This is a genomic window from Halomonas sabkhae (genome assembly GCF_030409265.1).
Taxonomy (GTDB): Bacteria; Pseudomonadota; Gammaproteobacteria; order Pseudomonadales; family Halomonadaceae; genus Halomonas; species Halomonas halmophila.
Window position 1 is genome coordinate 52,589 of record NZ_JAUFPM010000009.1, and the last position, 21,538, is coordinate 74,126.

The 21,538-nt window shown below is 66.5% G+C and carries 22 protein-coding genes; 19 read left to right on the forward strand and 3 right to left on the reverse strand.

The genetic code is table 11. The features are described from left to right. Positions 1-245 precede the first annotated feature (245 nt). From rplU to QWY79_RS07785, 15 genes are all read left to right on the forward strand, one after another. Positions 246-557: a 50S ribosomal protein L21 gene (rplU, locus tag QWY79_RS07715; protein ID WP_141320709.1), complete on the forward strand. Its 312-nt coding sequence runs from the start codon at positions 246-248 to the stop codon at positions 555-557. A gap of 34 nt (positions 558-591) precedes the next feature. After that, positions 592-849, forward strand: a complete 258-nt coding sequence (gene rpmA / locus QWY79_RS07720; RefSeq protein ID WP_141320707.1) for a 50S ribosomal protein L27 — start codon at positions 592-594, stop codon at positions 847-849. Between the two features lie 173 nt (positions 850-1,022). Then, on the forward strand, positions 1,023-2,210 hold the full coding sequence (cgtA, locus tag QWY79_RS07725) for an Obg family GTPase CgtA (protein WP_290271537.1): 1,188 nt from the start codon (positions 1,023-1,025) through the stop codon (positions 2,208-2,210). A 225-nt stretch (positions 2,211-2,435) separates the two neighbouring features. After that, positions 2,436-3,575 carry a glutamate 5-kinase gene (gene proB, locus QWY79_RS07730; protein ID WP_290271539.1) on the forward strand — a complete coding sequence of 380 codons (1,140 nt, stop codon included), beginning with the start codon at positions 2,436-2,438 and terminating at the stop codon, positions 3,573-3,575. A 355-nt stretch (positions 3,576-3,930) separates the two neighbouring features. Further along, positions 3,931-4,197, forward strand: a complete 267-nt coding sequence (gene rpsT / locus QWY79_RS07735; protein ID WP_141320701.1) for a 30S ribosomal protein S20 — start codon at positions 3,931-3,933, stop codon at positions 4,195-4,197. Positions 4,198-4,435: 238 nt separating this feature from the next. Continuing rightward, positions 4,436-5,959, forward strand: a complete 1,524-nt coding sequence (gene murJ / locus QWY79_RS07740; RefSeq protein WP_290271568.1) for a murein biosynthesis integral membrane protein MurJ — start codon at positions 4,436-4,438, stop codon at positions 5,957-5,959. Between the two features lie 153 nt (positions 5,960-6,112). Continuing rightward, the gene (ribF, locus tag QWY79_RS07745) at positions 6,113-7,141 is read left to right on the forward strand and encodes a bifunctional riboflavin kinase/FAD synthetase (RefSeq protein WP_141320699.1); all 1,029 of its coding nucleotides are present in this window, start codon (positions 6,113-6,115) and stop codon (positions 7,139-7,141) included. 10 nt (positions 7,142-7,151) lie between these two features. Further along, entirely contained in the window at positions 7,152-9,986 is a 2,835-nt protein-coding gene (gene ileS / locus QWY79_RS07750) for an isoleucine--tRNA ligase (protein ID WP_290271542.1), read from the forward strand. 10 nt (positions 9,987-9,996) lie between these two features. Beyond that, positions 9,997-10,515: a signal peptidase II gene (gene lspA, locus QWY79_RS07755; protein WP_290271544.1), complete on the forward strand. Its 519-nt coding sequence runs from the start codon at positions 9,997-9,999 to the stop codon at positions 10,513-10,515. Between the two features lie 48 nt (positions 10,516-10,563). Beyond that, positions 10,564-11,025: an FKBP-type peptidyl-prolyl cis-trans isomerase gene (fkpB, locus tag QWY79_RS07760; RefSeq protein WP_141320694.1), complete on the forward strand. Its 462-nt coding sequence runs from the start codon at positions 10,564-10,566 to the stop codon at positions 11,023-11,025. Positions 11,026-11,087: 62 nt separating this feature from the next. After that, entirely contained in the window at positions 11,088-12,041 is a 954-nt protein-coding gene (ispH, locus tag QWY79_RS07765; protein ID WP_290271547.1) for a 4-hydroxy-3-methylbut-2-enyl diphosphate reductase, read from the forward strand. 182 nt (positions 12,042-12,223) lie between these two features. Then, on the forward strand, positions 12,224-12,631 hold the full coding sequence (locus QWY79_RS07770; RefSeq protein ID WP_290271549.1) for a type IV pilin protein: 408 nt from the start codon (positions 12,224-12,226) through the stop codon (positions 12,629-12,631). A gap of 23 nt (positions 12,632-12,654) precedes the next feature. Next, a complete protein-coding gene (locus tag QWY79_RS07775; RefSeq protein WP_290271550.1) occupies positions 12,655-13,056 on the forward strand; it encodes a type IV pilus modification PilV family protein in 402 nt (133 codons plus the stop codon). After that, the gene (locus tag QWY79_RS07780) at positions 13,053-13,520 is read left to right on the forward strand and encodes a PilW family protein (RefSeq protein WP_290271552.1); all 468 of its coding nucleotides are present in this window, start codon (positions 13,053-13,055) and stop codon (positions 13,518-13,520) included. The genes QWY79_RS07775 and QWY79_RS07780 overlap by 4 nt, the downstream gene beginning before the upstream one ends. Beyond that, entirely contained in the window at positions 13,517-14,560 is a 1,044-nt protein-coding gene (locus QWY79_RS07785; protein ID WP_290271554.1) for a pilus assembly PilX family protein, read from the forward strand. Before QWY79_RS07780 ends, QWY79_RS07785 begins: the two co-directional genes overlap by 4 nt. 8 nt (positions 14,561-14,568) lie before the next feature. Here the strand turns inward: QWY79_RS07785 and QWY79_RS07790 are convergent, their stop codons facing one another. After that, complete coding sequence (locus QWY79_RS07790) at positions 14,569-15,138, reverse strand: GspH/FimT family pseudopilin (RefSeq protein WP_290271556.1); 570 nt, start codon at positions 15,136-15,138, stop codon at positions 14,569-14,571. A gap of 92 nt (positions 15,139-15,230) precedes the next feature. Here QWY79_RS07790 and thiO point away from each other — a divergent pair, with 92 nt between their 5' ends. Continuing rightward, a complete protein-coding gene (gene thiO / locus QWY79_RS07795) occupies positions 15,231-16,328 on the forward strand; it encodes a glycine oxidase ThiO (RefSeq protein WP_290271557.1) in 1,098 nt (365 codons plus the stop codon). A gap of 18 nt (positions 16,329-16,346) precedes the next feature. On the opposite strand, the gene QWY79_RS07800 is transcribed toward thiO, so the two are convergent. Continuing rightward, positions 16,347-16,604, reverse strand: coding sequence for a PP0621 family protein (locus tag QWY79_RS07800; protein ID WP_290271559.1), 258 nt, complete (start codon positions 16,602-16,604; stop codon positions 16,347-16,349). 109 nt (positions 16,605-16,713) lie between these two features. Here QWY79_RS07800 and QWY79_RS07805 point away from each other — a divergent pair, with 109 nt between their 5' ends. Continuing rightward, on the forward strand, positions 16,714-18,345 hold the full coding sequence (locus tag QWY79_RS07805; RefSeq protein WP_290271560.1) for an NAD+ synthase: 1,632 nt from the start codon (positions 16,714-16,716) through the stop codon (positions 18,343-18,345). Positions 18,346-18,642: 297 nt separating this feature from the next. On the opposite strand, the gene QWY79_RS07810 is transcribed toward QWY79_RS07805, so the two are convergent. Next, entirely contained in the window at positions 18,643-19,452 is an 810-nt protein-coding gene (locus QWY79_RS07810; RefSeq protein WP_290271562.1) for an outer membrane protein assembly factor BamD, read from the reverse strand. A 160-nt stretch (positions 19,453-19,612) separates the two neighbouring features. Between QWY79_RS07810 and rluD the strand changes: the two genes are divergently transcribed. Together rluD and pgeF are read left to right on the forward strand one after the other, a co-directional pair. Further along, positions 19,613-20,572, forward strand: coding sequence for a 23S rRNA pseudouridine(1911/1915/1917) synthase RluD (rluD, locus tag QWY79_RS07815; RefSeq protein ID WP_290271564.1), 960 nt, complete (start codon positions 19,613-19,615; stop codon positions 20,570-20,572). Then, positions 20,569-21,324: a peptidoglycan editing factor PgeF gene (gene pgeF / locus QWY79_RS07820; protein ID WP_290271566.1), complete on the forward strand. Its 756-nt coding sequence runs from the start codon at positions 20,569-20,571 to the stop codon at positions 21,322-21,324. The genes rluD and pgeF overlap by 4 nt, the downstream gene beginning before the upstream one ends. Positions 21,325-21,538: the final 214 nt, after the last annotated feature.

A 21,538-nucleotide genomic window follows, 5' to 3' on the forward strand; every position in this document is an offset into this window, starting at 1 on the left:
GGGATGACGAGCCGCGCTGGCAGGCGGCGTGATCCGTTGAGTGCCATGCTATGGGCCCCCCTGTGGGGCGTCAAGCGTGCCGATCCGGGGTCGACTGGTCGGCGCTGATGGCAGTTGAAGGCGCGGGCTTTCATCGTTATAATCCGCGACCCACTCATCTCGCTCCCTGTCAGATGGTACCAAGAGGGGTGCCACTCGAAGCAGGCCGACGAAGAGCCAACCCCTGATGAGTCCTGGAGAGAGACATGTACGCAGTTATCAAGAGCGGTGGCAAGCAGTACCGCGTTCAGGAAGGCCAGACGCTCAAGCTCGAGAAACTGGAAGTGCCGACCGGCGACACCATCGAGTTCGATGATGTCCTGCTGGTGGGCAACGATGATGACGTCACGGTCGGTGCGCCGAACGTCGACGGTGCCAAGGTCTCCGCCGAGGTCGTGTCCCACGGCCGTGGTGACAAGATCAAGATCATCAAGTTCCGTCGCCGCAAGCACAGCATGACGCGCAAGGGCCACCGCCAGTGGTTCACTGAAGTCAAGATCACCGGGATCTCCGCGTAAGCGGCCCATCCCCTGAACGAGCGAGGTATTTGCAATGGCTCACAAGAAGGCAGCGGGTTCTACCCGTAACGGTCGCGACAGCGAATCGAAGCGCCTTGGCGTCAAGCTCTTTGGCGGCCAGGCAGCAGTTCCGGGCAACATCATCGTCCGTCAGCGTGGCACCAAGTTCCACGCCGGCGCAGGCGTCGGTATCGGCAAGGATCACACCCTGTTCGCGCTGGAAGAGGGTCAGGTCAAGTTCGAGACCAAGGGTCCGAAGAACCGCAAGTTCGTGAGCATCGTCTCTGCCTGAGGCGACGCGGACTTCTAGGGAGCCGCCGTTCGGGTGACGTTGGATGGTGAAGGTGTTCGTGTTGCGTGCACTTCGCTATGCTCACCTGACCAGGTCAGGCTCCTCGCAGGAAGGCCCCGCCATGGCGGGGCCTTCTTGTATCATGGCGACATGAGTCGCCGGGAGAATAGGTAATGCAGTTCGTCGACGAAGCATCGGTCATCGTGGAGGCTGGCAAGGGTGGCAATGGCTGCCTGAGCTTTCGCCGTGAAAAGTACGTGCCCAAGGGTGGCCCGGATGGCGGCGATGGCGGCCATGGCGGCAGTGTCCATCTGATCGGGGACGATGCGCTGAACACCCTTATCGACTTCAAGTATCAGCGCTTCTACAAGGCCCAGAACGGCCAGCAGGGTCAGGGGCGGCAGATGAGCGGCCGCACCGGCGAGGACCTGCACATCAAGGTGCCGGTGGGCACCACGGTGATCGATGAAGATACCCTCGAGGTCATCGCCGACGTGACCGAAGCCGGTCAGGTCGTGCTGGTGGCGCATGGCGGGCGTCGCGGACTGGGCAACATTCATTTCAAGTCGTCCACCAACCGGGCGCCGCGGCGCACCACGCCGGGCACCGAGGGCGAGCGGCGCAATCTGCGCTTCGAGATGAAGGTGATGGCCGATGTCGGCCTGCTGGGCATGCCCAATGCCGGCAAGTCGACGCTGATTCGCTCGGTGTCGGCGGCCAAGCCGAAGGTCGCCAATTATCCCTTCACGACCCTGGTGCCCAATCTCGGGGTGGTCAAGCTGGGCCAGTATGAGCATTTCGTGATGGCCGATGTGCCGGGCCTGATCGAGGGGGCCTCGGATGGGGCCGGGCTCGGCCTGCGCTTCCTCAAGCATCTGACGCGTACCCGTCTGCTGTTGCATGTGGTCGATGTGGCGCCCTTCGACGAGAGCGACCCGGTCGAATCGGCACAGTCCATCGCCCATGAGCTCGGCCAGTTCTCGCCCACGCTGTCCGAGCGGCCGCGCTGGCTGGTGCTCAACAAGCTCGACCTGCTGCCGGAAGACGAGCGTCAGAAGGTGGCGGACGAGATCGTCGCCCGCCTCGACTGGCAGGGGCCGGTGTTCCGTGTCTCGGCGATCAGCGGCGATGGCACCGATGTGCTGGTGCAGGCCGTGCACCGCTGGCTGACCGAGCAGCGCCAGCTGGAAAACGAGGACGAGGAAGCCGCCGAGCATGAGCAGGCCATGCAGCGCCGCATGGAAGACGAGGCGGTGGCGCGTGCCGAGGCGCGGCTGGGTCGCAAGCGCAAGCGGGCCGATGATGACGACGATGACTTTGATGATGATGAGTACGACGTCGAAGTCGAGTACGCACCCTGAGGAAATGCCTGCGCGCGCAAATCGCGGCGTTGCGCGGTGCTAGAAAACTCGCCTAACTATTTGTTATGTCTCGTTTTCTGCGCTCCGTGCGCCTTGCGCTTTGCAGCGCTCGGCGATTTTCTGCATGTGGCAGATGAAGTGGCTGGTTGTGCTCGGTCCTGATGCTCGCGCCTCGCAGCTCGGAACTCGTAGCCCGCAGCCCGTATCTTGAAAGCCGAGGAGCCGATGAACGATCTCGAACAGGTGCCTGACCGCGAGGCGCTGAAGCGCATGCGGCGTGTCGTGGTGAAGATCGGCAGTGCCTTGTTGACCAACGACGGTCGGGGGCTTGATGAGCCGGCGATCGGTCGCTGGGTCGACGAGATTGCCGAGTTGCATCGCCAGGGCGTCGAGGTGGTGCTGGTCTCCTCCGGGGCCGTGGCGGCGGGCATGGTGCGCCTCGGCTGGCAGACCCGGCCGTCCGAGGTGCATGCGCTGCAGGCGGCGGCGGCCGTGGGCCAGAATGGCCTCACCGAGTGTTACGAAGGGCATTTCGGGCGCCATGGTCTGACCACGGCCCAGGTGCTGCTGACCCATGATGACCTGTCCAACCGCAAGCGCTACCTGAATGCGCGTTCGGCGCTGCGCACCCTGGTCGAGCTCGGGGTGGTGCCGGTGGTCAACGAGAATGACACCGTGGTCACCGACGAGATCCGTTTCGGCGACAACGATACCCTGGGCGCCCTGGTGGCCAACCTGCTGGAGGCCGATGCGTTGGTGATCCTCACCGACCAGGAGGGGCTGTACGATGCCGACCCACGTCATGACCCGAATGCCGGTCTGATTGCCGAGGGCCGGGCGGATGATCCGCGCCTGGCGGCGATGGCCGGTGGCGGCGGTGCCCTGGGGCGCGGCGGCATGTCGACCAAGGTGCGGGCGGCGCGGCTAGCGGCGCGTTCCGGTGCAGTCACGGTGATCGCCAGCGGGCGTCAGCCCGATGTGCTGGGGCGGCTGCTGGCCGGCGAGCGCCTGGGGACCCTGCTGCTGCCCGAGCGGGCGCCGATGGCGGCGCGCAAGCGGTGGCTGGCGGGCCAGCTGCAGGTGCGAGGCACCCTGACCCTGGACGACGGGGCGGTGAAGGTGCTGCGTGATCGTGGCTCCAGCCTGTTGCCGGTGGGCGTGCGGCGCGTGTCGGGCGACTTCGTGCGCGGCGACATGGTGGTCTGCGTGGATGAGCAGGGGCAGCGTATCGCCAAGGGGCTGATCAACTATGGTGCCGGTGAAGTGGGCCGCCTGCTGGGTCAGCCCAGCCACCGGATCGAGTCGATTCTCGGTTACATGGAGTCGCCGGAGCTGATTCATCGCGACAATCTGGTCATTGTCTAGGCACTGTCTGAAAACTGCCTGTGCTCGGCTATACGGCGTTGAAAATCTTCTCAAATTGCTCATTTACTCCTTGTAAACTCCGCATTTTCAAAGATTTTCGCCTTGTCTAGCCTTCGCTCGCCGATTTTTCAGGCAGTGCCTAGGTCGTCGCGCCGGCACTTGACAAGGCTGGCAAGCTCGTTCGCGGCATGATAGGATACGCCATCCTCTCAGACACGGCCCGTTAGCGATTGCGCCCAGCGGCGTGATCGGCCAGATGGCCAGGCCTACGGGGAGCTTTATTATCCCTGTTGGATCAATATGTTATTACAACCGCCCGAGTCGGCGGTGACAACTTTCTCCAAGGAGACAGTCAGTGGCTAACAGCAAGCAAGCCCGCAAGCGCGCCCGTCAGGCGGAAGAACGTCGTGTCCATAACGCCAGCCAGCGCAGCATGGTTCGCACCTACGTCAAGAAGGTCATCAAGGCGATCAAGGGCGGCGACCACGCTCAGGCCATGGATGCCTTCAAGCAGGCCCAGCCGGTGATCGACCGCATCGCCGACAAGGATGCGCTGTCCAAGAAGAAGGCCGCTCGCATCAAGAGCCGCCTCAACAAGCGCATCAAGGCCCTGGCCGCGTAATAGCGCCGGATGCCCATGAGGCGTCGCGAGCCTCTCGTGCTCGCCTCATCGAAAAACCGGCTGCGGCCGGTTTTTTTGTGGCTGAGCGCCGTGTGGCCGACCCGAAATCACGCCTGGTCCGGCGAGGAAGTGCTTCGTGACTGATCCCCAACCGCCCACCGAGCCGACGCAGCCGGCGACCGAGCCGGCCGCCGATGAGGACGCCGCCCAGCAGGTGGCGCCGCGCCGCGGCGGCCTGATGCGCTCCGGCATGGTCGTCAGCAGCATGACCATGCTCTCGCGGGTGATGGGGCTGGTGCGTGACATGGTCATCGCCACCCTGTTCGGCGCGGGTCAGGGCGCGGATGCCTTCTTCGTGGCCTTCAAGGTGCCCAACTTCCTGCGTCGCCTGTTCGCCGAGGGGGCCTTCAATCAGGCCTTCGTGCCGGTGCTGTCGGAATATGCCACCCAGCGCACCCGGGAAGAGGTGCGCGAGCTGCTGGATGCGGTGGCCGGTAGCCTGGCGGCGGTGCTGCTGCTGATCACGGCCCTGGCGATGCTGGCCGCGCCCTGGCTGGCCTGGGGCTTCGCTCCCGGCTTTGCCCGCGACCCGGAAAAGCTGGCGCTGACCGCCGACATGCTGCGCCTGACCTTCCCGTATCTGCTGCTGATCTCGCTGACGGCCTTCGCCGGGAGCGTGCTCAACACCTGGGGGCGTTTTGCCGTGCCGGCCTTCACGCCGGTGCTGCTGAATCTCTCGCTGGTGGGGGCGGCGATGCTGCTCACGCCGCTGGTCAGCGAGCCGGCCATGGCGCTGGCCTGGGGGGTGATGATCGCCGGCGCGGCGCAGCTGGCCTTTCAGGTGCCGTTTCTGGCGCGCCTGCGCCTGCTGCCCAGACCCTGGCCTGACTTTGCCCACGAGGGTGTGCGACGCATTCTCAAGCTGATGGCGCCGGCGATGTTCGGGGTCTCGGTGGCACAGATCAACCTGCTGCTGGATACCGTGCTGGCTTCGCTGCTGGCGGCCGGCAGTGTCTCCTGGTTGTACTATTCCGACCGCCTGGTAGAGCTGCCGCTCGGGGTGTTCGGCGTGGCGATCGGCACGGTGATCCTGCCGGCCCTGTCCAAGCGGCACGCCGAGCAGTCGCCGGAGCATTTCGCGAAGATGCTCGACTGGGCGATCCGCGCCGTGCTGCTGCTCGGCCTGCCGGCGGCGCTGGCGCTGGTGGTGCTGGCCGAGCCGCTGTTGATCACGCTCTTCCACTATGGGGCGATGACCGATCACGACATCCAGATGGCGGCCATGAGCCTGCGCGCCTACTCGGTGGGGCTGGTGGCCTTCATGCTGATCAAGGTGCTGGCGCCGGGCTTCTTCGCCCGCCAGGATACCAGGACCCCGGTGACCATCGGCATGATCGCCATGGGCGCCAACATGGTCTTCAACCTGATACTGATCTGGCCGCTGGCGCATGCCGGCCTGGCACTGGCCACGGCGCTGTCGGGCTTCGTCAATGCCGGCCTGCTGGGCACGCTGTTGTACCGGCGCGGGATCATGGTCTTTCAGTCCGGATGGGGCCGCTATGCCGTGCAGTTGCTGGGGGGGTGCCTGGTTATGGGGCTGCTGCTGACCTGGCTGGCGCCGGGGTGGCGTGAGTGGCTGGCCTGGTCGCTGCCGTGGCGTGCCGGCTGGATGGCCCTGCTGGTGGTCAGTGGTGCGGCGGTGTATTTCGCCTGGTTGGCCGCCACGGGCGTGCGGTTGCGCCATTTCCGCATGAAAAGCTGACGAGACGCAGGGCCGGCCCGGGATCAACGCGGCTGTCAGCGGGCGCCGGGTCCGTTATAATCGACCCCTTTACGCAAGGCCGGCCAACCCGGGCGACCGGGTTGCGGCTCGAGGACGTTTTCCACCAATGCAGACTCTGCGCGAACATCGCCTATGCAAGTGATTCGAGGGTTGCACAATCTGCGCGACGAACATCGTGGCTGCGTGGCCACCATCGGCAATTTCGATGGGGTGCATCGTGGCCATCAGGCGATTCTCGAGCAGTTGCTCGAGCGCGCGAGGGCGTTGTCGCTGCCGGTCACGGTGGTGGTCTTCGAGCCCCAGCCGCGGGAATTCTTCGCCGGTGACCAGGCGCCGCCGCGACTGACCCGATTGCGTGACAAGGTGCGCCGGCTCGACGAGCTGGGGGCCGACCGGGTGCTGTGCCTGCCGTTCAACGACGCCCTGCGCAGCCTGACGGCCCGGGAGTTCATCGAGCGCGTGCTGGTGCAGGGGCTGGGCGTACGCCATCTGGTGGTCGGCGACGATTTTCGCTTCGGCTGCGACCGCCGGGGCGATTTCGAGCTGCTGCAGTCCGTCGGGCCGGAATCCGGCTTCGAGGTCGAGCATACGCGGACCTTCCTGCTGGACGGCGAGCGGGTCTCGAGCACGCGGGTACGCACCATGCTGGCCTGTGGCAACTTCCAGCAGGCCGCCAGCATGCTGGGACGCCCGTATCGGCTGTCAGGCCGGGTGGTGCGTGACCGCCAGCTCGGCCGCACCATCGGCGTGCCCACTGCCAACCTGCCGCAGCCGCCGTTGCCGCTGGCCCTGCAGGGCGTCTATGCGGTGAAGGTCGAGCTGCCCGACGGCCGCCCGGCCGATGGCGTGGCGAATATCGGCTGGCGTCCCACGGTGGGCAGCGTCTGCCCGGTGCTCGAGGTGCATCTTTTCGACTTCGAGGGCGAGCTGTATGACCAGCGGCTGACGGTGACGCCCTGCGCCAAGCTGCGTGGTGAACTGAAATTCGATGGCCTCGAAGCGCTCAAGGCCGAGATTCGTGCCGATCAGGCGCGGGCGCGGCGTTTCTTTGCCGAGACGGCGAGCGCCGATTCTCTCCCTCTGGCATCGGCGCCGCTGGCGCGCGAGGCCGTGTTTTCCGATTCCTCGGCGGGCTCGCCCGCCGACCCTGATGACGGCTGACCCCCAGGATATGAGCGACTACAAACACACTCTGAATCTGCCCGAAACCGACTTCCCGATGCGTGGCATGCTGCCCAAGCGCGAGCCGGCTCGGGTGGCCCAGTGGCAGGACATGGACCTCTATCATCGTCTGCGCGAGGCACGCCGCGGACGCGAGCCCTTCGTGCTGCACGATGGCCCTCCCTATGCCAATGGCGGCATTCATATCGGTCATGCGCTCAACAAGATCCTCAAGGACATCATCGTCAAGTCGCGCAACCTGGCGGGCTTTGATGCCCCCTACGTGCCGGGCTGGGATTGTCATGGTCTGCCCATCGAGCACAAGGTGGAAACCACCCACGGCAAGCACCTGGCGCCGGATCAGGCGCGGGCGCTGTGCCGCGAGTATGCCGCCGAGCAGATCGAGGGACAGCGTGACAGCTTCATCCGCCTGGGGGTGATCGGCGACTGGGCCAAGCCGTATCGCACCATGGACTTTACCAACGAGGCCGGCGAGATCCGCGCCCTGGCCTCGCTGGTCGAGGGCGGCTATGTGTTCAAGGGACTCAAGCCGGTCAACTGGTGCTTCGACTGCGGCTCGGCGCTGGCCGAGGCCGAGGTGGAGTACGCCGACAAGCAGTCCGATGCCATCGATGTGGCCTTCCCCTGCGCCGAGGACGACAAGCTGGCGGCGGCCTTCGGGCTGGGCGGGCTGGCCAAGCCGGCCGCCGTGGTCATCTGGACCACCACGCCCTGGACCATCCCCGCCAACCAGGCGCTGAACGTGCACCCCGAGGTCACCTATGCGCTGGTCGACGTCGGCGAGCGCCTGCTGCTGCTGGCCGAGGAACTGGTCGAGAGCTGCCTGGAGCGCTTCGGCCTGCAGGGCGAGGTGCTGGCCACCACCCAGGGACAGAACCTGGAGCTGATCGCCTTCGCGCATCCGCTCTACGCGCGTCGTTCGCCGCTGTTCCTGGCCGACTATGTCACCGTCGAGGAAGGCAGCACGGGCATCGTCCACTCGGCCCCGGTGCACGGCGTGGATGACTTCGAGTCCTGCCGTCGCTACGGCATCGAGTTCCAGGACTTCATCAGCATCGTCAAGGGCGATGGCCACTATGTGGACGACCTGCCGCTGTTCGGCGGCCAGTTGATCTGGAAGGCCAACCCGCAGATCGTCACCCAGCTGGATGAAGCGGGGGCGCTACTGGCGCATCAGCCGATCACCCACAGCTACATGCATTGCTGGCGCCACAAGACGCCGGTGATCTATCGCGCCACGGCGCAGTGGTTCGTGGGCATGGACCTGACCGGTCATGATGGTCGCACCCTGCGTGACCGGGCCCTGGCCGGTGTCGAGGCGACGGCCTTCACCCCGTCCTGGGGCAAGGCGCGCCTGCACTCGATGATCGCCAACCGTCCCGACTGGTGCATCTCGCGTCAGCGTAACTGGGGCGTGCCGATTCCCTTCTTCCTGCACGAGCAGAGCGGCGAGCTGCATCCACGTACCGTGGAGATCATGGAAGAGGTCGCCCAGCGCGTCGAGGCCGAGGGCATCGATGCCTGGTTCCGCCTGGACCCGGCCGAGCTGCTGGGCGACGAGGCCGGCGACTACGAGAAGGTCACCGATACCCTGGACGTGTGGTTCGACTCCGGCACCACACATCGTCACGTGATGCGCGGTTCTCACCCCATGGGGCATGAGCAGGGGCCGCGTGCCGATCTGTACCTCGAGGGCTCGGACCAGCACCGCGGCTGGTTCCATTCCTCGCTGCTGACCGGCTCGGCCATCGATGGCCATCCGCCGTATCGGCAACTGCTGACCCATGGTTTCACCGTCGACGAGAAGGGCCACAAGCAGTCCAAGTCGAAGGGCAACGTGGTCGATCCGCATGAGGTCATGAACCAGTATGGTGCCGACATCCTGCGCCTGTGGGTGGCCTCGACGGATTACTCCGGCGAGATGGCGGTCTCCGATCAGATCCTCAAGCGCACCGCCGATGTCTATCGACGCATCCGCAATACCTCGCGCTTTCTGCTGGCCAACCTCAACGGCTTCGATCCGGCGACGGATGCCCTGGCCTTCGAGGACATGCTGGCGCTGGACCGCTGGGTGGTCGACCGTGCCGCGCAGCAGCAGGCGCGCATCGCCGAGGCCTACGAGGAGTATCGCTTCCTGGATGTCTATCAGGAGGTCCACGGCTTCTGTGCCCGCGAGCTGGGTGGCTTCTACCTGGATGTCATCAAGGATCGCCAGTACACCACCCAGGCGGACTCCGTGGCGCGGCGCAGTGCCCAGACGGCGTTGTATCACGTCATCCAGGCACTGGTACGCTGGGTAGCGCCGATTCTCAGCTTCACCGCCGAGGAAATCCACGAGAACATCCCGGGAGCGGGTGGCGCGAGCGTGCTGCTCGAGGAGTACTACACCGAGCTGGGCGTGCTGGAGGACGAGGCCGAACTGGGACGCGACTTCTGGGAGCGTGTGCTCAACGTCAAGCAGGCGGTCAACAAGTGCCTGGAAGACGCGCGCAATGCCAAGGTCATCAAGGGCAACCTGGCCGCCGAGGTGACGCTCTACGTGGATGACGAGCTGCGCGAGACGCTGAACCGCCTGGGCGAGGAGCTGCGCTTCGTGATGCTGACCAGCGAGGTGCACCTGGCCCCGTTGAGCGAGGGCAGCGCGGCCGAGGCCACTGAACTCGAGGGGCTCAGGGTGGCCGTGGCGGCCAGCGCGCATCACAAGTGCGAGCGCTGCTGGCACCATCGCCCGGATGTCGGCCAGCATGCCGGGCATGATGACCTGTGCGGGCGCTGCATCAGCAATCTGCCGGAAGGCCCCGGCGAGACGCGTCACTATGCCTGAGGTGGGCCGGATGACTGAGCAGGATGACTCACGGAGTACCGCCGCGGCGCCCATGCAACGCCCGCTGCGCTGGCTGTGGCTGGCCGCGGCGGTGGTCGTTCTCGATCTGGCGACCAAGGCGCTGGCGACGCATTTCCTGGCCTACGCCAGGCCGGTGGAGGTGCTGCCGTTCTTCAATCTGACGCTGCTGCACAACACCGGCGCGGCCTTCAGCTTCCTGGCCGACCATCCGGGCTGGCAGCGCTGGTTCTTTGCCGCCATCGCGGTGGCGGCGACGGTCGGCCTGACGATCTGGATGCGTCGGCTGCGGGCCGACGAGAAGATGCTCGGCGCCGCCCTGGCGCTGGTCATTGGCGGTGCCCTGGGCAATCTGCATGACCGGCTGCTGCATGGCTATGTGGTGGACTTCCTGTCCTTCCACGCCGCCGGCTGGTACTACCCGGCCTTCAATGTGGCGGATATCGGCATCACCCTGGGCGCCATCGGCCTGATCATCGAGTCGCTGTTCGGCGATCGACGGCGCCGCTGACGCCCGGCCACCGACATCCCCCTGTTCGAGACCCCGGAGAGAACGCCCATGAGCGATGAACACGCGAACGCCCACCGCATCGACGAGGGCATGCAGGTCACCCTGCATTTCACCCTGAAGCTGGAAGATGGCACCGTGGTCGACTCGACCCGCGACAAGCAGGCGGCGACCTTCCAGGTCGGCGACGGCAACCTGCCGCCGGGCTTCGAGCGTCCCATCATGGGGCTCTCGGCCGGTGACGAGGGCAGTTACGAGGTTTCCCCCGAGCATGCCTTCGGTCAGCACAATCCGCAGAATGTGCAGATGATCGCCCTCGACGATTTCGGCGACCAGACCCCGGAATCCGGCATGGTCATGTCCTTCGCGGATGCCGCCGGCGGTGAGCTGCCCGGGGTCATCAAGGAAGTCGGCGAGAAACAGGTCGAGGTGGATTTCAATCACCCCCTGGCAGGGCGTACCCTGACCTTCGAGGTGGAAGTCATCGAGGTGACGCCCGCCACGACGCACTGAGCCGCTCTGCTATTTTGTACTCATCATGTCCAGAGGTGCCCGAGCACCGAGGCTAGGCAATCATGCAAATCAAGCTGGCCAATCCCCGCGGTTTCTGCGCCGGTGTCGATCGCGCCATCGAAATCGTCAATCGCGCGCTGGATGTCTGTGGTCCGCCGATCTATGTGCGCCACGAAGTCGTGCACAACCGCTTCGTGGTCGACAGCCTGCGCGAACGCGGGGCGATTTTCGTCGAGGAACTCCACGAGGTGCCCGACGACGTGATCGTGATCTTCTCGGCCCACGGCGTGTCGCGGGCCGTGCAGGAAGAAGCGGACCGGCGCGGCCTCAAGGTCTTCGACGCCACCTGCCCGCTGGTCACCAAGGTGCACATGGAGGTCCTGCGTTATGCCCGGGATGGCCAGGAGTGCATCCTCATCGGGCACCAGGGGCATCCCGAGGTCGAGGGCACCATGGGGCGCTACGACACCTCGCGCGGCGGCCAGATCTATCTGGTCGAGGACGAGCAGGACGTCGAGCGCCTCGAGGTCAAGGACCCCACGCAGCTGGCCTTCGTCACCCAGACCACGCTGTCCATGGATGACACGGCGCGGGTGATCGATGCCCTGCGCGAGCGCTTCCCCGAGATTGAGGGGCCGCGCAAGGATGACATCTGCTATGCCACCCAGAACCGCCAGGATGCCGTGCGCGACCTGGCCGCGGGCAGTGACCTGCTGCTGGTGGTGGGCAGCCCCAACAGCTCCAACTCCAACCGCCTGCGCGAACTCTCGGAGCGTGTCGGCACTCCGGCCTATCTGATCGATAATGCCGAGCAGATCGAACCCGCCTGGCTGGAGGGCATCCAGACAGTGGGTGTCACGGCCGGCGCCAGTGCTCCCGAGGTGCTGGTCAACGGCGTCATTGAGCAGCTGCGCTCGCTGGGCGCCGAGGCCCCCGAGGAAATCGCCGGCCGCGAGGAGACGATCACCTTCTCCATGCCGCGTGAACTGCGCGAGCAGGTCATCGTCAGCGAATGACCCCGGCGCCGCCTCCCTGATCGCACGACGCCGGGCCATGCGCCCGGCGTTTTGTTGGTGGGGCATCAGCCTCTTCATGTGCCGCCCGCGGGAGGATGCGTACTCTGCATGTGCCCCGCCTGTCGCCCACGCCACTCCTGTTCCATATTGGGGGACAGGACGTCACGCCGGGGGACAGGGAGATGTGCCACTCGCCAGTGCCGGATGCACGCCGTCCGGCAGATGCTTGCCGACAGACCGGCTTCACGCTGCTCGAGCTGCTGGTCGTGGCCGCGCTTCTCGGCGCGCTCGTTGCCGTCGCCTACCCGCATTACCGGACGGCCCTGGCCGACGCCAGGGTGACGGAGGGGCAGGCGGCGCTGATGCAGCTGGCGGGGCGGCTGGAGCGCTGTCGCACCCGGTCCCGCTCCTACCATGACTGCATCGACACGCCGGCATTTTCCGACGCCGGTCACTACCGCATCACGGCCAGCCTGGCCAGGAGTGACTATCGGCTGACGGCGACCCTTGACGGTGACGCCGTCGCCGGGCGGTGCCGTGTTCTGAGTCTGGAGGCCAGCGGGCGAAGCTTGCCGGCCGAGTGCTGGTAAGCGGCGTGCGCAAGGAGGTCGGGATGGGGGCCGTCAGAGCGCAATATGCCTTCACGCTGCTCGAAGCCCTGATCGCGCTGGTGGTGCTCTCGGTGGGGCTGCTGGGCATGGCCTCGGTGCAATTGGAATCCCTGCATGGGGCTCAGCTGGGCTATCAGCGCGGGCTGGCCAGCCTGGCGGCGCAGGACGCCGTCGAGTTGCTCTGGTCGCGCCTCGAGGCGGGAGACTGTCCCGCGCCGGGCGCGGACGTGGCCGCCTGGCAGGCGCGCTGGCGTGACCGGCTCCCGGGCCTGGAAGGCGAGATCGCGCTGGGCGGGCCGGGTTGCACCTACCGGGTGACACTCGAATGGTCGGCATCACGACTGGCGGGCGATGGCTCGGGCGCGCTGGTCTATACCACGCGCCTGCCGGAGGTGGCGCCATGAGGGGCTGCCGGGTGGTCGAGCGCGGGGTGTCGCTGGTCGAGCTGATGGTGGCGATGGCCATCGGCATGCTGGTATTGCTGGGGGCCGGGCGCGTGTATCTGGATGGGGTGGATAACCTGGCCCGGGTCGAAGCGCTGGGCCAGCGTCAGCAGGCCGTGATGCTGGGCGCTCTCCTGGTGCTGCGCGATATTCGCCGCGGTGGTGTCGAGCCGGGGCATTATGCCCTGGTGGAGGCGGCGAACGGGGAAGGCTGCAGCCTGCACGACAGCCATGCCGGCGAGCCGCTGGTGGATGGCCTGGCAGCGACCGCTGCCAGCTGTGCGACGAGTCGGCCCGTGCAGGCGGCGGGGCCTGCCGGTCTGTATCGCATTCGCCTGCAGCCGCTCGCCGAGGCGACCCCCGTCGTGCTGCATGGCATGGATCGGCGGATGGCGGTGCGCCGGGCCACGCAGGCCGCGCCATGAGGGCGCCGTGGCGGGGTGCCGGGCAGCAGCGCCACCAGGGCATGGCCCTGCCCGTGGTGTTGATCCTGCTGGCCCTGGGGGCAATGCTGGGCGTGGCCGGGTTGCGTGCGGCGCTGACGACCGAGCGCCTGGCCGGCAACCTCGAGCTTTCGGCCCAGGCGCAGCTGAATGCCGAGGCGGCTCTCTCCCGGGGCCTGTCGGCGTTGCAGGACCCTGCGGCCATGCACGTACAGCCCGCTACTGTCAGCCTCGAATCGCTGACCTGGCAGGACTTCACCGACCCGGCTCGCTTCGGCGGCGAGGCGGCGGCCTCCGGCGGCTGTGTCGCCCCGCAACGCTGTGTCTATCGCTACCTGGAGGCGCCGTCGCAGCGTCGGCAGATTGTGGCCATGGGCGCCTTCATCACGGCGAGCGGTGACCTCGAGGCGGCCAGTCGGCCGGTGGTGGCCGAGGTGGCCTTCTCGCGTGCTGCCGCGCGCCTGGTGCGTTTTGTCGCCCTGGCCGACGGACGCATCGTCGCCCCCTCCGACCTGGCGTCGCGGGCTGACGCGCATGCCAATGCCGCCGTTGCGGCGGACGCGCGCATCGGCCTGCCGGCCATCGACACCTCGCCGCCCGACGCTGCCGTGGCCTTGAACGTGCGCACGGATGCGCAGGGACAGGCCTATTGTCGCTTCGAGGCCAGCGGCGACCGCAATGGTCAAGTCTACCATTGCCCGGGACGCCTGGAGGTCGCCGCCGCGGCCGACTTTCACCATGCCACCCTGATGGCCCGAGGGGATGTCACGCTGGCGGGTCAGGTCGGCCAGGGCGAGCGCCTGGATGTCGCCATCCTGGCCGGTGGCGACATCCGGCTGTCGAGCACGGCGCGTGCCTGGCTGCTCGCGGCCGGCGATATCGAGCTGGAGGCCGGATCGCGGCTGGCCGGCGCGCTGCTGGCGCATGGCGACATGCGAATCGATGGCGACCTCCAGCATCGGGTCGGCCATCCGCGTCTGCCCAATTCTCCTGTCGAGACGCGCTTGGTAAGCTGGCAGTGAGGGGCGGTTCAGCAACCGGCCGGGCTGTCCTCGATCACGCGGACGCGGCCGAAGTTGCTGAGGATCAGCGAAGCGCCTTCGCCGTGTCGGCCGCAGAGCCGAAAGGTGCCGTTGTGGCCGGTGGCACGCCCGTCGGGCCGGTAGCGCACGGGGCGCTGGTCCTGGCGATAGGTGATGGCGTTCAGTCGGCTGGCGCGGCGTCGGCCGAGCAGGGTCTGCTCAGCGGGCGGCTGGCCGACTTCCCCGGCGAGGATGCTCAACGGCGCCGTCCAATCATCACCGCAGCCGCTGCCGTCTGCGCTGGGGCAGACGGTGACGATGGCGCGTCGACTGATGGCGGTATGGCGGGCCGTCGCCAGGCTATCCTGGAGCCTCATGACTTCCACGGCGACCTCATGGCGTGCCATCAGGCCACTCAGGCCGGGCAAGCCCCAGCCGGCGGTGATGGCCAGGATGCTCAGCACCAGGCACAGTTCGAGCAGCGTCATTCCGGCCTGACGCATGCCGGCCGACGGGCCGCGGGCGGGAGGTGCCGGCCCGTCATCAGGGGAGAGGGCGATGTCATCCTGGCGTTGCATGAGGGCTCGCTCGGTCGAGGAGGTGACGGCGTCGTTACTCTGACGTTAGCGGCTGCCTCCATGTCTTCCATCAGAGATTCAGGACGGATTGCGTGAGTGATTTTCTTGTCGTGGGTGGCGGTGTCATCGGCATGCTGACCACGCTGCAACTGGCCGATGCGGGGCATTCGGTGACCCTGGTCGAGCGTGGCGAGTGCGGCCGTGAGGCCTCCTGGGCCGGTGGCGGGATCGTTTCGCCGCTTTATCCGTGGCGCTACACGGCCCCCATCTCGCGGCTGTCCGCCTGGTCGGAGGGGCGCTATCCGGAGCTCGCGCTGCGCCTGCTGGAGGAGACCGGCATTGACCCGGAATACCGCCAGAAGGGGCTCCTGTACCTGCGTGTCGACGAAGAGGCGGCGGCAATGGCCTGGGCGCGTGACCTGGGCAAGCCGCTCGAGCGCGTGTCCGCCGACTTTCTCTACGCCAAGGAGCCCTCGGCGGCTCCGGGGTGCGAGGAGGCGTTGTGGATGCCGACCCTCGGCAGTCTGCGCAATCCGCGGCTGGCCCGCGCCCTGAGCTCGCGCCTGCAGGCGATCCCCCGGGTCACGCTGCTCGAAGGCTGCGAGGTCGAGCGACTGGAGGGCCGCGGCGGAAGAATCGATGCGGTGCAGACGGGCCGGGGACGCTACCGGGCGGATCAGGTCGTGGTCTGCGGGGGCGCCTGGGCGGCGTCGCTTCTGGCCAGCGTCGACGTGAAACTGCCGGTGCGCCCGGTCAAGGGCCAGATGATCCAGTTCCAGGCCGAGCCCGGCCTGGTGCGGCGCGTGGTGCTGATGGATGGGCGCTACGTGATCCCCCGCGCCGATGGCCGCGTGCTGGCGGGTTCGACCCTGGAGGAGAGCGGCTTCGACAAATCGCTGAGCGCCACGGCGCGGGAATCCCTGTGGGCCTCGGCGACCCGCATCGTGCCGGCGCTGGCCGACTGCGCGGTGGTGCATCACTGGGCGGGGCTGCGTCCGGGGTCACCGGATGGCGTGCCCTTCATCGGTGCCGTGCCGGGTTTCACCAACCTGCATGTCAATGCCGGACACTATCGCAATGGCCTGGTGCTGGCGCCCGCCGCGACGCGTCTGCTGGTCGATGAACTGCTCGGACGCGAGCCGATCGTCGACCCCTTGCCCTATCGGTTGGCCGGCCGCCTGCCGGGCTGAGCGGACGGCAGGTCGGTGCTATTCCTCGCTATCCTGCTCGGCAAGGTACTTGTCGCGGTGCTCGGTCGAGCAGAACCATTCCCGGCGCTCGCGCAGGGCCTCGCTCTCGGGCAGATGCACCTGGCACCAGGCGCAGCGCACCATGGCATTGGCGGGGGTATCGTCCCGGTCATCGGCATTGCGGTCCTGCTGCCATTCCCGGTACATGCGATACAGCTTGAGGCCGGCGAAGAACAGCACGGCGAAGATGATCAGGCGAATCAGCAAGAGGTTCATCCTTTGAGCGGCTCCCTGGAAGTCGGGCTTGGGGCGGTCGGCTTTGCCTGACGGCCGCCCTTGCGGGACAATGGCCGTATCGATGGATTCTCGAGAGATTTTGACGCCCATGCAAGACCTGACGTTGGTGATGGCCCAGCTCGACCCGCTGGTCGGCGATATTCCCGGCAATACCGAGACGGCGATCGAGACGGTACGCGAGGCACGCATCGAGCATGGTGCCGATGTGGTGATACTGCCCGAGCTCTTCCTGACCGGCTATCCGCCGGAGGACCTGCTGTTGCGCCCCTCGCTGGAGACCCGGCTGCGCGAGGCGCGTGCCCGCATGGCGGAAAAGGTGGCCCGCGATGTCATGGTGATCGTCGGTTATCCGGGACGCCGTGAGGGCGGTAACTGGAATCTGGCGGGCGTGCTGTATAACGGCGAATGGGTCGGCGAATATGCCAAGCAGGCCCTGCCCAATTATGAAGTCTTCGATGAGCAGCGCTATTTCGGCGTCGGTGATGCGCCGCTGGTGGTAGAACACAAGGGCGCCCGGCTGGGTATCCTGATCTGCGAGGATGTCTGGGAAGAAGGGCCGGTTCAGCAGACGCGCGATGCCGGCGCCGAGATCCTGATCACCCTCAATGCTTCGCCCTTCCATCAGGACAAGCCCGCCGAGCGTCTGGCGCTGCTCGAGCAGCGGGCCGGCGAGGTCGGCCTGCCGATTGTCTACGTCAACCAGATCGGCGGTCAGGACGAGCTGGTGTTCGACGGCGGCTCGGCCTGCGTGGCCGCCAATGGCGAGCTTCGCGTACAGGCGCCGCACTGGTCGGTCGGCCTGATGCCGGTGCTCTTCGTGCAGGAAGACGGTGCCTGGGTGCCACGTGCCGGCGAGGTCGATGAAGACGTCAGCGCCGAGGAGAACCTCTACTGCGCGCTGGTCACCGGGCTGCGCGATTACGTCAACAAGAGCGGTTTCCAGGGCGTGGTGCTGGGGCTCTCCGGCGGCATCGACTCGGCCCTGTCGCTGGCCATCGCCGTGGACGCCCTGGGGCCGCAACGCGTGCACGCGGTGATGATGCCCTACCATTACACGGCAGACATCTCCAAGCAGGATGCGGCCGAACAGGCCCGGATGCTCGGGGTCGAGTACGAGGTGCTGCCCATCGAGTCGATGGTCGAATCCTTCATGGAGACCCTTTCCGCCAGTTTCGCGGGTACCGAGCGCGACACCACCGAGGAAAACCTGCAGTCACGCTGCCGCGGGGTGCTGCTGATGGCGCTTTCCAACAAGAAGGGCCTGATGGTGCTCTCCACCGGCAACAAGAGCGAGATGGCGGTCGGCTATGCCACCCTCTACGGCGACATGGTGGGTGGCTACAACGCCATCAAGGACGTCTACAAGACCTGGGTCTATCGTCTGGCACGCTGGCGCAACAGTCAGGAACCGGCGATTCCCGAGCGCGTCATCGAGCGCCCGCCCTCCGCCGAGCTGGCGCCGGATCAGCAGGATAGCGACTCGCTGCCGGATTACGACGTGCTCGACGCCATCCTGGTGCGCTACATCGAGGGCGACATGAGCGCCGAAGCGATCATCGCCGCCGGCTTCAACCACGACGATGTCTACAAGGTGGTGCGCCTGGTCGACCGCTGTGAATACAAGCGTCGCCAGGCGCCGGTGGGGGTGCGTGTCACCCGCCGCGGTTTCGGCCGCGACCGTCGTTACCCCATCGTCAACGGCTGGCAGCCGGGGGATTGACCCCGGCTGCGCCGGGAGCTGGAAGAACGGCGCTGCGCGCCTGGAAGAGGGAAGAACGCGGCTGGCGCCGCTGGAAGAACGGCGCTTCGCGCCTTGAAGAGGCAAGAACGCGGCTAGCGCCGCTTTAAGAAGGAAGAAAAACCTTGACCCCATGCCGTCGGGGTTCATGCTGCCTTCCTTCTTCCTTCTTCCTTCTTCCTTCTTCCTTCTTCCTTCTTCCTTCTTCCTTCTTCCTTCTTCCTTCTTCCTTCTTCCTTCTTCCTTCTTCCTTCTTCCTTCTTCCTTCTTCCTTCTTCCTTACGCCGACACCTCGGCGTCGATGTAGCGGGGGTCGAAGGTGCGGCCGTCGAGGCGTTCGTGGTCCGGGGCGTTGTCGATCAGCACCTGCAGACTTTCCTTGGCGCGTTCGGTCATGTCCAGGCCGAGATAGCCTTCCACCATCACCGCCAGGGCGTCGCGCGTGCCATCGGCCTCGGGGTAGTTCTCGATGACCCAGCGGCCCCGCTTGATGGCGGCCAGGTAGGCGCCCTTGCGCAGGTAGAAGTCGGCGACTTCGAGCTCGTGGCGAGCCAGCAGGTTGCGCAGGTAGACGATGCGCTGACGGGCATCCGGTGCGTACTGGCTGTTGGGGTAGTTGCGTACCAGGTCGCGGAAGTCCGAGTAGGCATCGCGGGTGGCGCCGAGGTCGCGCTTGGCGATGTCGATCAGCCGCAATGACTCCAGGCTGAAGCGCCCGGCTTCCCAGGAGGCGAGGCCACGCATGTAGTAGGCGTAGTCGATCTGGGGGTGATCGGGGTGCAGGCGAATGAAGCGGCTGGCGGCGGCGCGAGCGGCTTCCCAGTCATCGGTTTCGAAGTGGGCATAGATCAGCTCGAGCTGGGCCTGCTCGGCATGCTCGCCGAAGGGGTAGCGGGTGTCGATGGCCTCCAGCCGATTGACGGCGGTGGTGTAGCGGCCATCTTCCAGGGCCGCACGGCCTTCCTGGTAAAGCTGGCTTTCGGCGACATCCGGCGCCTGTTCTTCTTCCTCGGTGCTGGCGCAGCCGGCCAGCAGGGCAGTCGCCAGCATCATGGCAGCCAGGCGAGTACCGGTCGTGAAAACGCGCATCGTGATCCTCGTGTCAAACAACCCTGGGCGGCCGTGCTAGAATCGGCCTTGATCCGCCCACTATAAAGCACCTTGCGCTGAAACGCAGTCATCACAAGCGTATTGTGCCAACGCTATGCGGATACTGCCTCATTCTCTCAGACGGACCCAAGACGCGCCCATGTCTCAGACCCTCGATGCCCAGCAACGCATACCCGACCACATGGCGGGGTTTCGCCTCGATCAGGCGGCGGCCGAGTTGTTCAGCGACTACTCTCGGGAACGTCTCAAGGCCTGGATCAAGCAGGGGGCCCTGACCGTCGATGGCGTGCCGGCCAGGCCCCGGGACAGGGTGCATGGCGGCGAGTGGCTGGCGCTGACGGCGGAGCTCGAGGAAGAGGCGCGCTTCGCGCCGCAGGATATTCCGCTGCAGGTGGTGTTCGAGGATGACGATGTGCTGATCATCGACAAGCCGCCGGGTCTGGTGGTCCATCCCGCCGCCGGCAATCCGGACGGCACCCTGCTCAATGGTCTGCTGCATCATTGCGACGCCCTGGCGTCGGTACCCCGCGCCGGGATCGTGCATCGCCTGGACAAGGACACCAGCGGGCTGATGGTGGTCGCCAAGACGCTGGCCGCCCAGCATGCCCTGGTGGAGCAGCTGCAGGCGCGCACGGTGTCGCGTGAATATGATGCGGTGACCGTGGGCCAGATGACGGCGGGTGGGCGCGTGGATGCACCGATCGGGCGTCACCCGCGGGACCGCAAACGTCAGGCCGTCAATGAGTCCGGCAAGCCGGCGGTGACGCATTACCGGGTCATCGAGCGCTTCCGCGCCCATACCCATGTGCGCTGCCGGCTGGAAACCGGACGTACCCACCAGATTCGGGTCCATCTGGCGCACCTGCGTTATCCATTGATCGGCGACCCGGTCTATGGTGGGCGCCTCAAGCTGCCTGCCGGGGCCGGTGATACCCTCAAGGAAGTGCTGCGCGAGTTCCCGCGCCAGGCATTGCATGCACGCAAGCTGTCGTTCGTGCACCCCACCACCGGCGCGACCATGACCCTGCGTGCGCCGCTGCCGGACGACCTGCTGATGCTGCTCGACTTTCTGCGCGACGACCGGGAGACCATGCGATGAGTGATGCCCTTCATCTCGACCCGACGCTGGTGTATCCGAACTGGCCGGCGCCCGACAGCGTGGCGGCCTGTGTCACGACCCGCGAGACGGGGCCGAGTCAGGGCGACTTCGCGGCCTTCAACCCGGCCGAGCATGTCGGCGACAACCCCGACCATGTCGGGCTCTGCCGGCGTCAGCTGGGCAAGGTCGTGGGCGATGAGCGGCCACTGCTGTGGCTCAACCAGGAGCACGGTGGTCGTGTCCAGCAGCATTACACCGACAGGGCCCCGAATGCCGACGCGGCGGTGGCCCGGGATCGCGGACATGCCTGTGTGGTGCTGACCGCCGATTGCCTGCCGGTCTTCTTCTGCGACCGTGACGGGCAGCGTGTGGCCGTGGCCCATGCCGGATGGCGCGGCCTGGCCGGCGGCATTCTCGATGCCACCGTGGCGGCGCTGGGCGTACCCGCCGAGTCGCAGATGGCGTGGTTGGGACCGGCGATCTCCAATGCCCAGTTCGAGGTCGGCCCGGAAGTGCGCCAGGCCTTCGTCGCGGTGCAGCCCGAGGCCCTGGAAGCCTTCCACCCCAGCCCCTATCGGCTGGGCCACTACATGGCGGACCTCTACAAGCTGGCACGCCTGCGGCTGGAACGTCTGGGGCTTTCGAGCATCAGCGGCGGTCACTTCTGCACCGCCTGTGAACCCCGCTTCTACTCCCACCGCCGGGATAACGGCGTCACCGGCCGCATGGCCAGCATGATCTGGCTGCGCTGAAGCTTGAAGCTGGAAGAACGGCGCTGTGCGCCTGGAAGAGGTAAGAACGCGGCTGGCGCCGCTTGAAGAGGGAAGAACGGCGCTTCGCGCCTGGAATAAACCCCCTTGACGCCACAACCCCTGGCACCAGCCTGGCTTCTTCCTTCTTCCTTCTTCCTTCTTCCTTCTGCTATGCCCCCGATTTTGTAGACACCTCCCTTTACACTACGAGGTG

Excerpts from the sequence above, each read along its gene's own strand:
- ispH (WP_290271547.1), top strand. The coding sequence starts at position 11,088 with ATGCAAATCAAGCTGGCCAATCCCCGCGGTTTCTGCGCCGGTGTCGAT.
- QWY79_RS07775 (WP_290271550.1), top strand. The coding sequence starts at position 12,655 with ATGGGGGCCGTCAGAGCGCAATATGCCTTCACGCTGCTCGAAGCCCTG.
- QWY79_RS07800 (WP_290271559.1), bottom strand. The coding sequence starts at position 16,604 with ATGAACCTCTTGCTGATTCGCCTGATCATCTTCGCCGTGCTGTTCTTC.
- QWY79_RS07810 (WP_290271562.1), bottom strand. The coding sequence starts at position 19,452 with ATGCGCGTTTTCACGACCGGTACTCGCCTGGCTGCCATGATGCTGGCG.
- pgeF (WP_290271566.1), top strand. The coding sequence starts at position 20,569 with ATGAGTGATGCCCTTCATCTCGACCCGACGCTGGTGTATCCGAACTGG.
- ileS (WP_290271542.1), top strand. The coding sequence starts at position 7,152 with ATGAGCGACTACAAACACACTCTGAATCTGCCCGAAACCGACTTCCCG.
- fkpB (WP_141320694.1), top strand. The coding sequence starts at position 10,564 with ATGAGCGATGAACACGCGAACGCCCACCGCATCGACGAGGGCATGCAG.
- QWY79_RS07785 (WP_290271554.1), top strand. The coding sequence starts at position 13,517 with ATGAGGGCGCCGTGGCGGGGTGCCGGGCAGCAGCGCCACCAGGGCATG.
- rluD (WP_290271564.1), top strand. The coding sequence starts at position 19,613 with ATGTCTCAGACCCTCGATGCCCAGCAACGCATACCCGACCACATGGCG.
- murJ (WP_290271568.1), top strand. The coding sequence starts at position 4,436 with ATGCGCTCCGGCATGGTCGTCAGCAGCATGACCATGCTCTCGCGGGTG.
- QWY79_RS07770 (WP_290271549.1), top strand. The coding sequence starts at position 12,224 with ATGTGCCACTCGCCAGTGCCGGATGCACGCCGTCCGGCAGATGCTTGC.
- cgtA (WP_290271537.1), top strand. The coding sequence starts at position 1,023 with ATGCAGTTCGTCGACGAAGCATCGGTCATCGTGGAGGCTGGCAAGGGT.
- lspA (WP_290271544.1), top strand. The coding sequence starts at position 9,997 with ATGACTGAGCAGGATGACTCACGGAGTACCGCCGCGGCGCCCATGCAA.
- QWY79_RS07805 (WP_290271560.1), top strand. The coding sequence starts at position 16,714 with ATGCAAGACCTGACGTTGGTGATGGCCCAGCTCGACCCGCTGGTCGGC.
- rplU (WP_141320709.1), top strand. The coding sequence starts at position 246 with ATGTACGCAGTTATCAAGAGCGGTGGCAAGCAGTACCGCGTTCAGGAA.
- proB (WP_290271539.1), top strand. The coding sequence starts at position 2,436 with ATGAACGATCTCGAACAGGTGCCTGACCGCGAGGCGCTGAAGCGCATG.
- ribF (WP_141320699.1), top strand. The coding sequence starts at position 6,113 with ATGCAAGTGATTCGAGGGTTGCACAATCTGCGCGACGAACATCGTGGC.
- QWY79_RS07780 (WP_290271552.1), top strand. The coding sequence starts at position 13,053 with ATGAGGGGCTGCCGGGTGGTCGAGCGCGGGGTGTCGCTGGTCGAGCTG.
- QWY79_RS07790 (WP_290271556.1), bottom strand. The coding sequence starts at position 15,138 with ATGCAACGCCAGGATGACATCGCCCTCTCCCCTGATGACGGGCCGGCA.
- rpmA (WP_141320707.1), top strand. The coding sequence starts at position 592 with ATGGCTCACAAGAAGGCAGCGGGTTCTACCCGTAACGGTCGCGACAGC.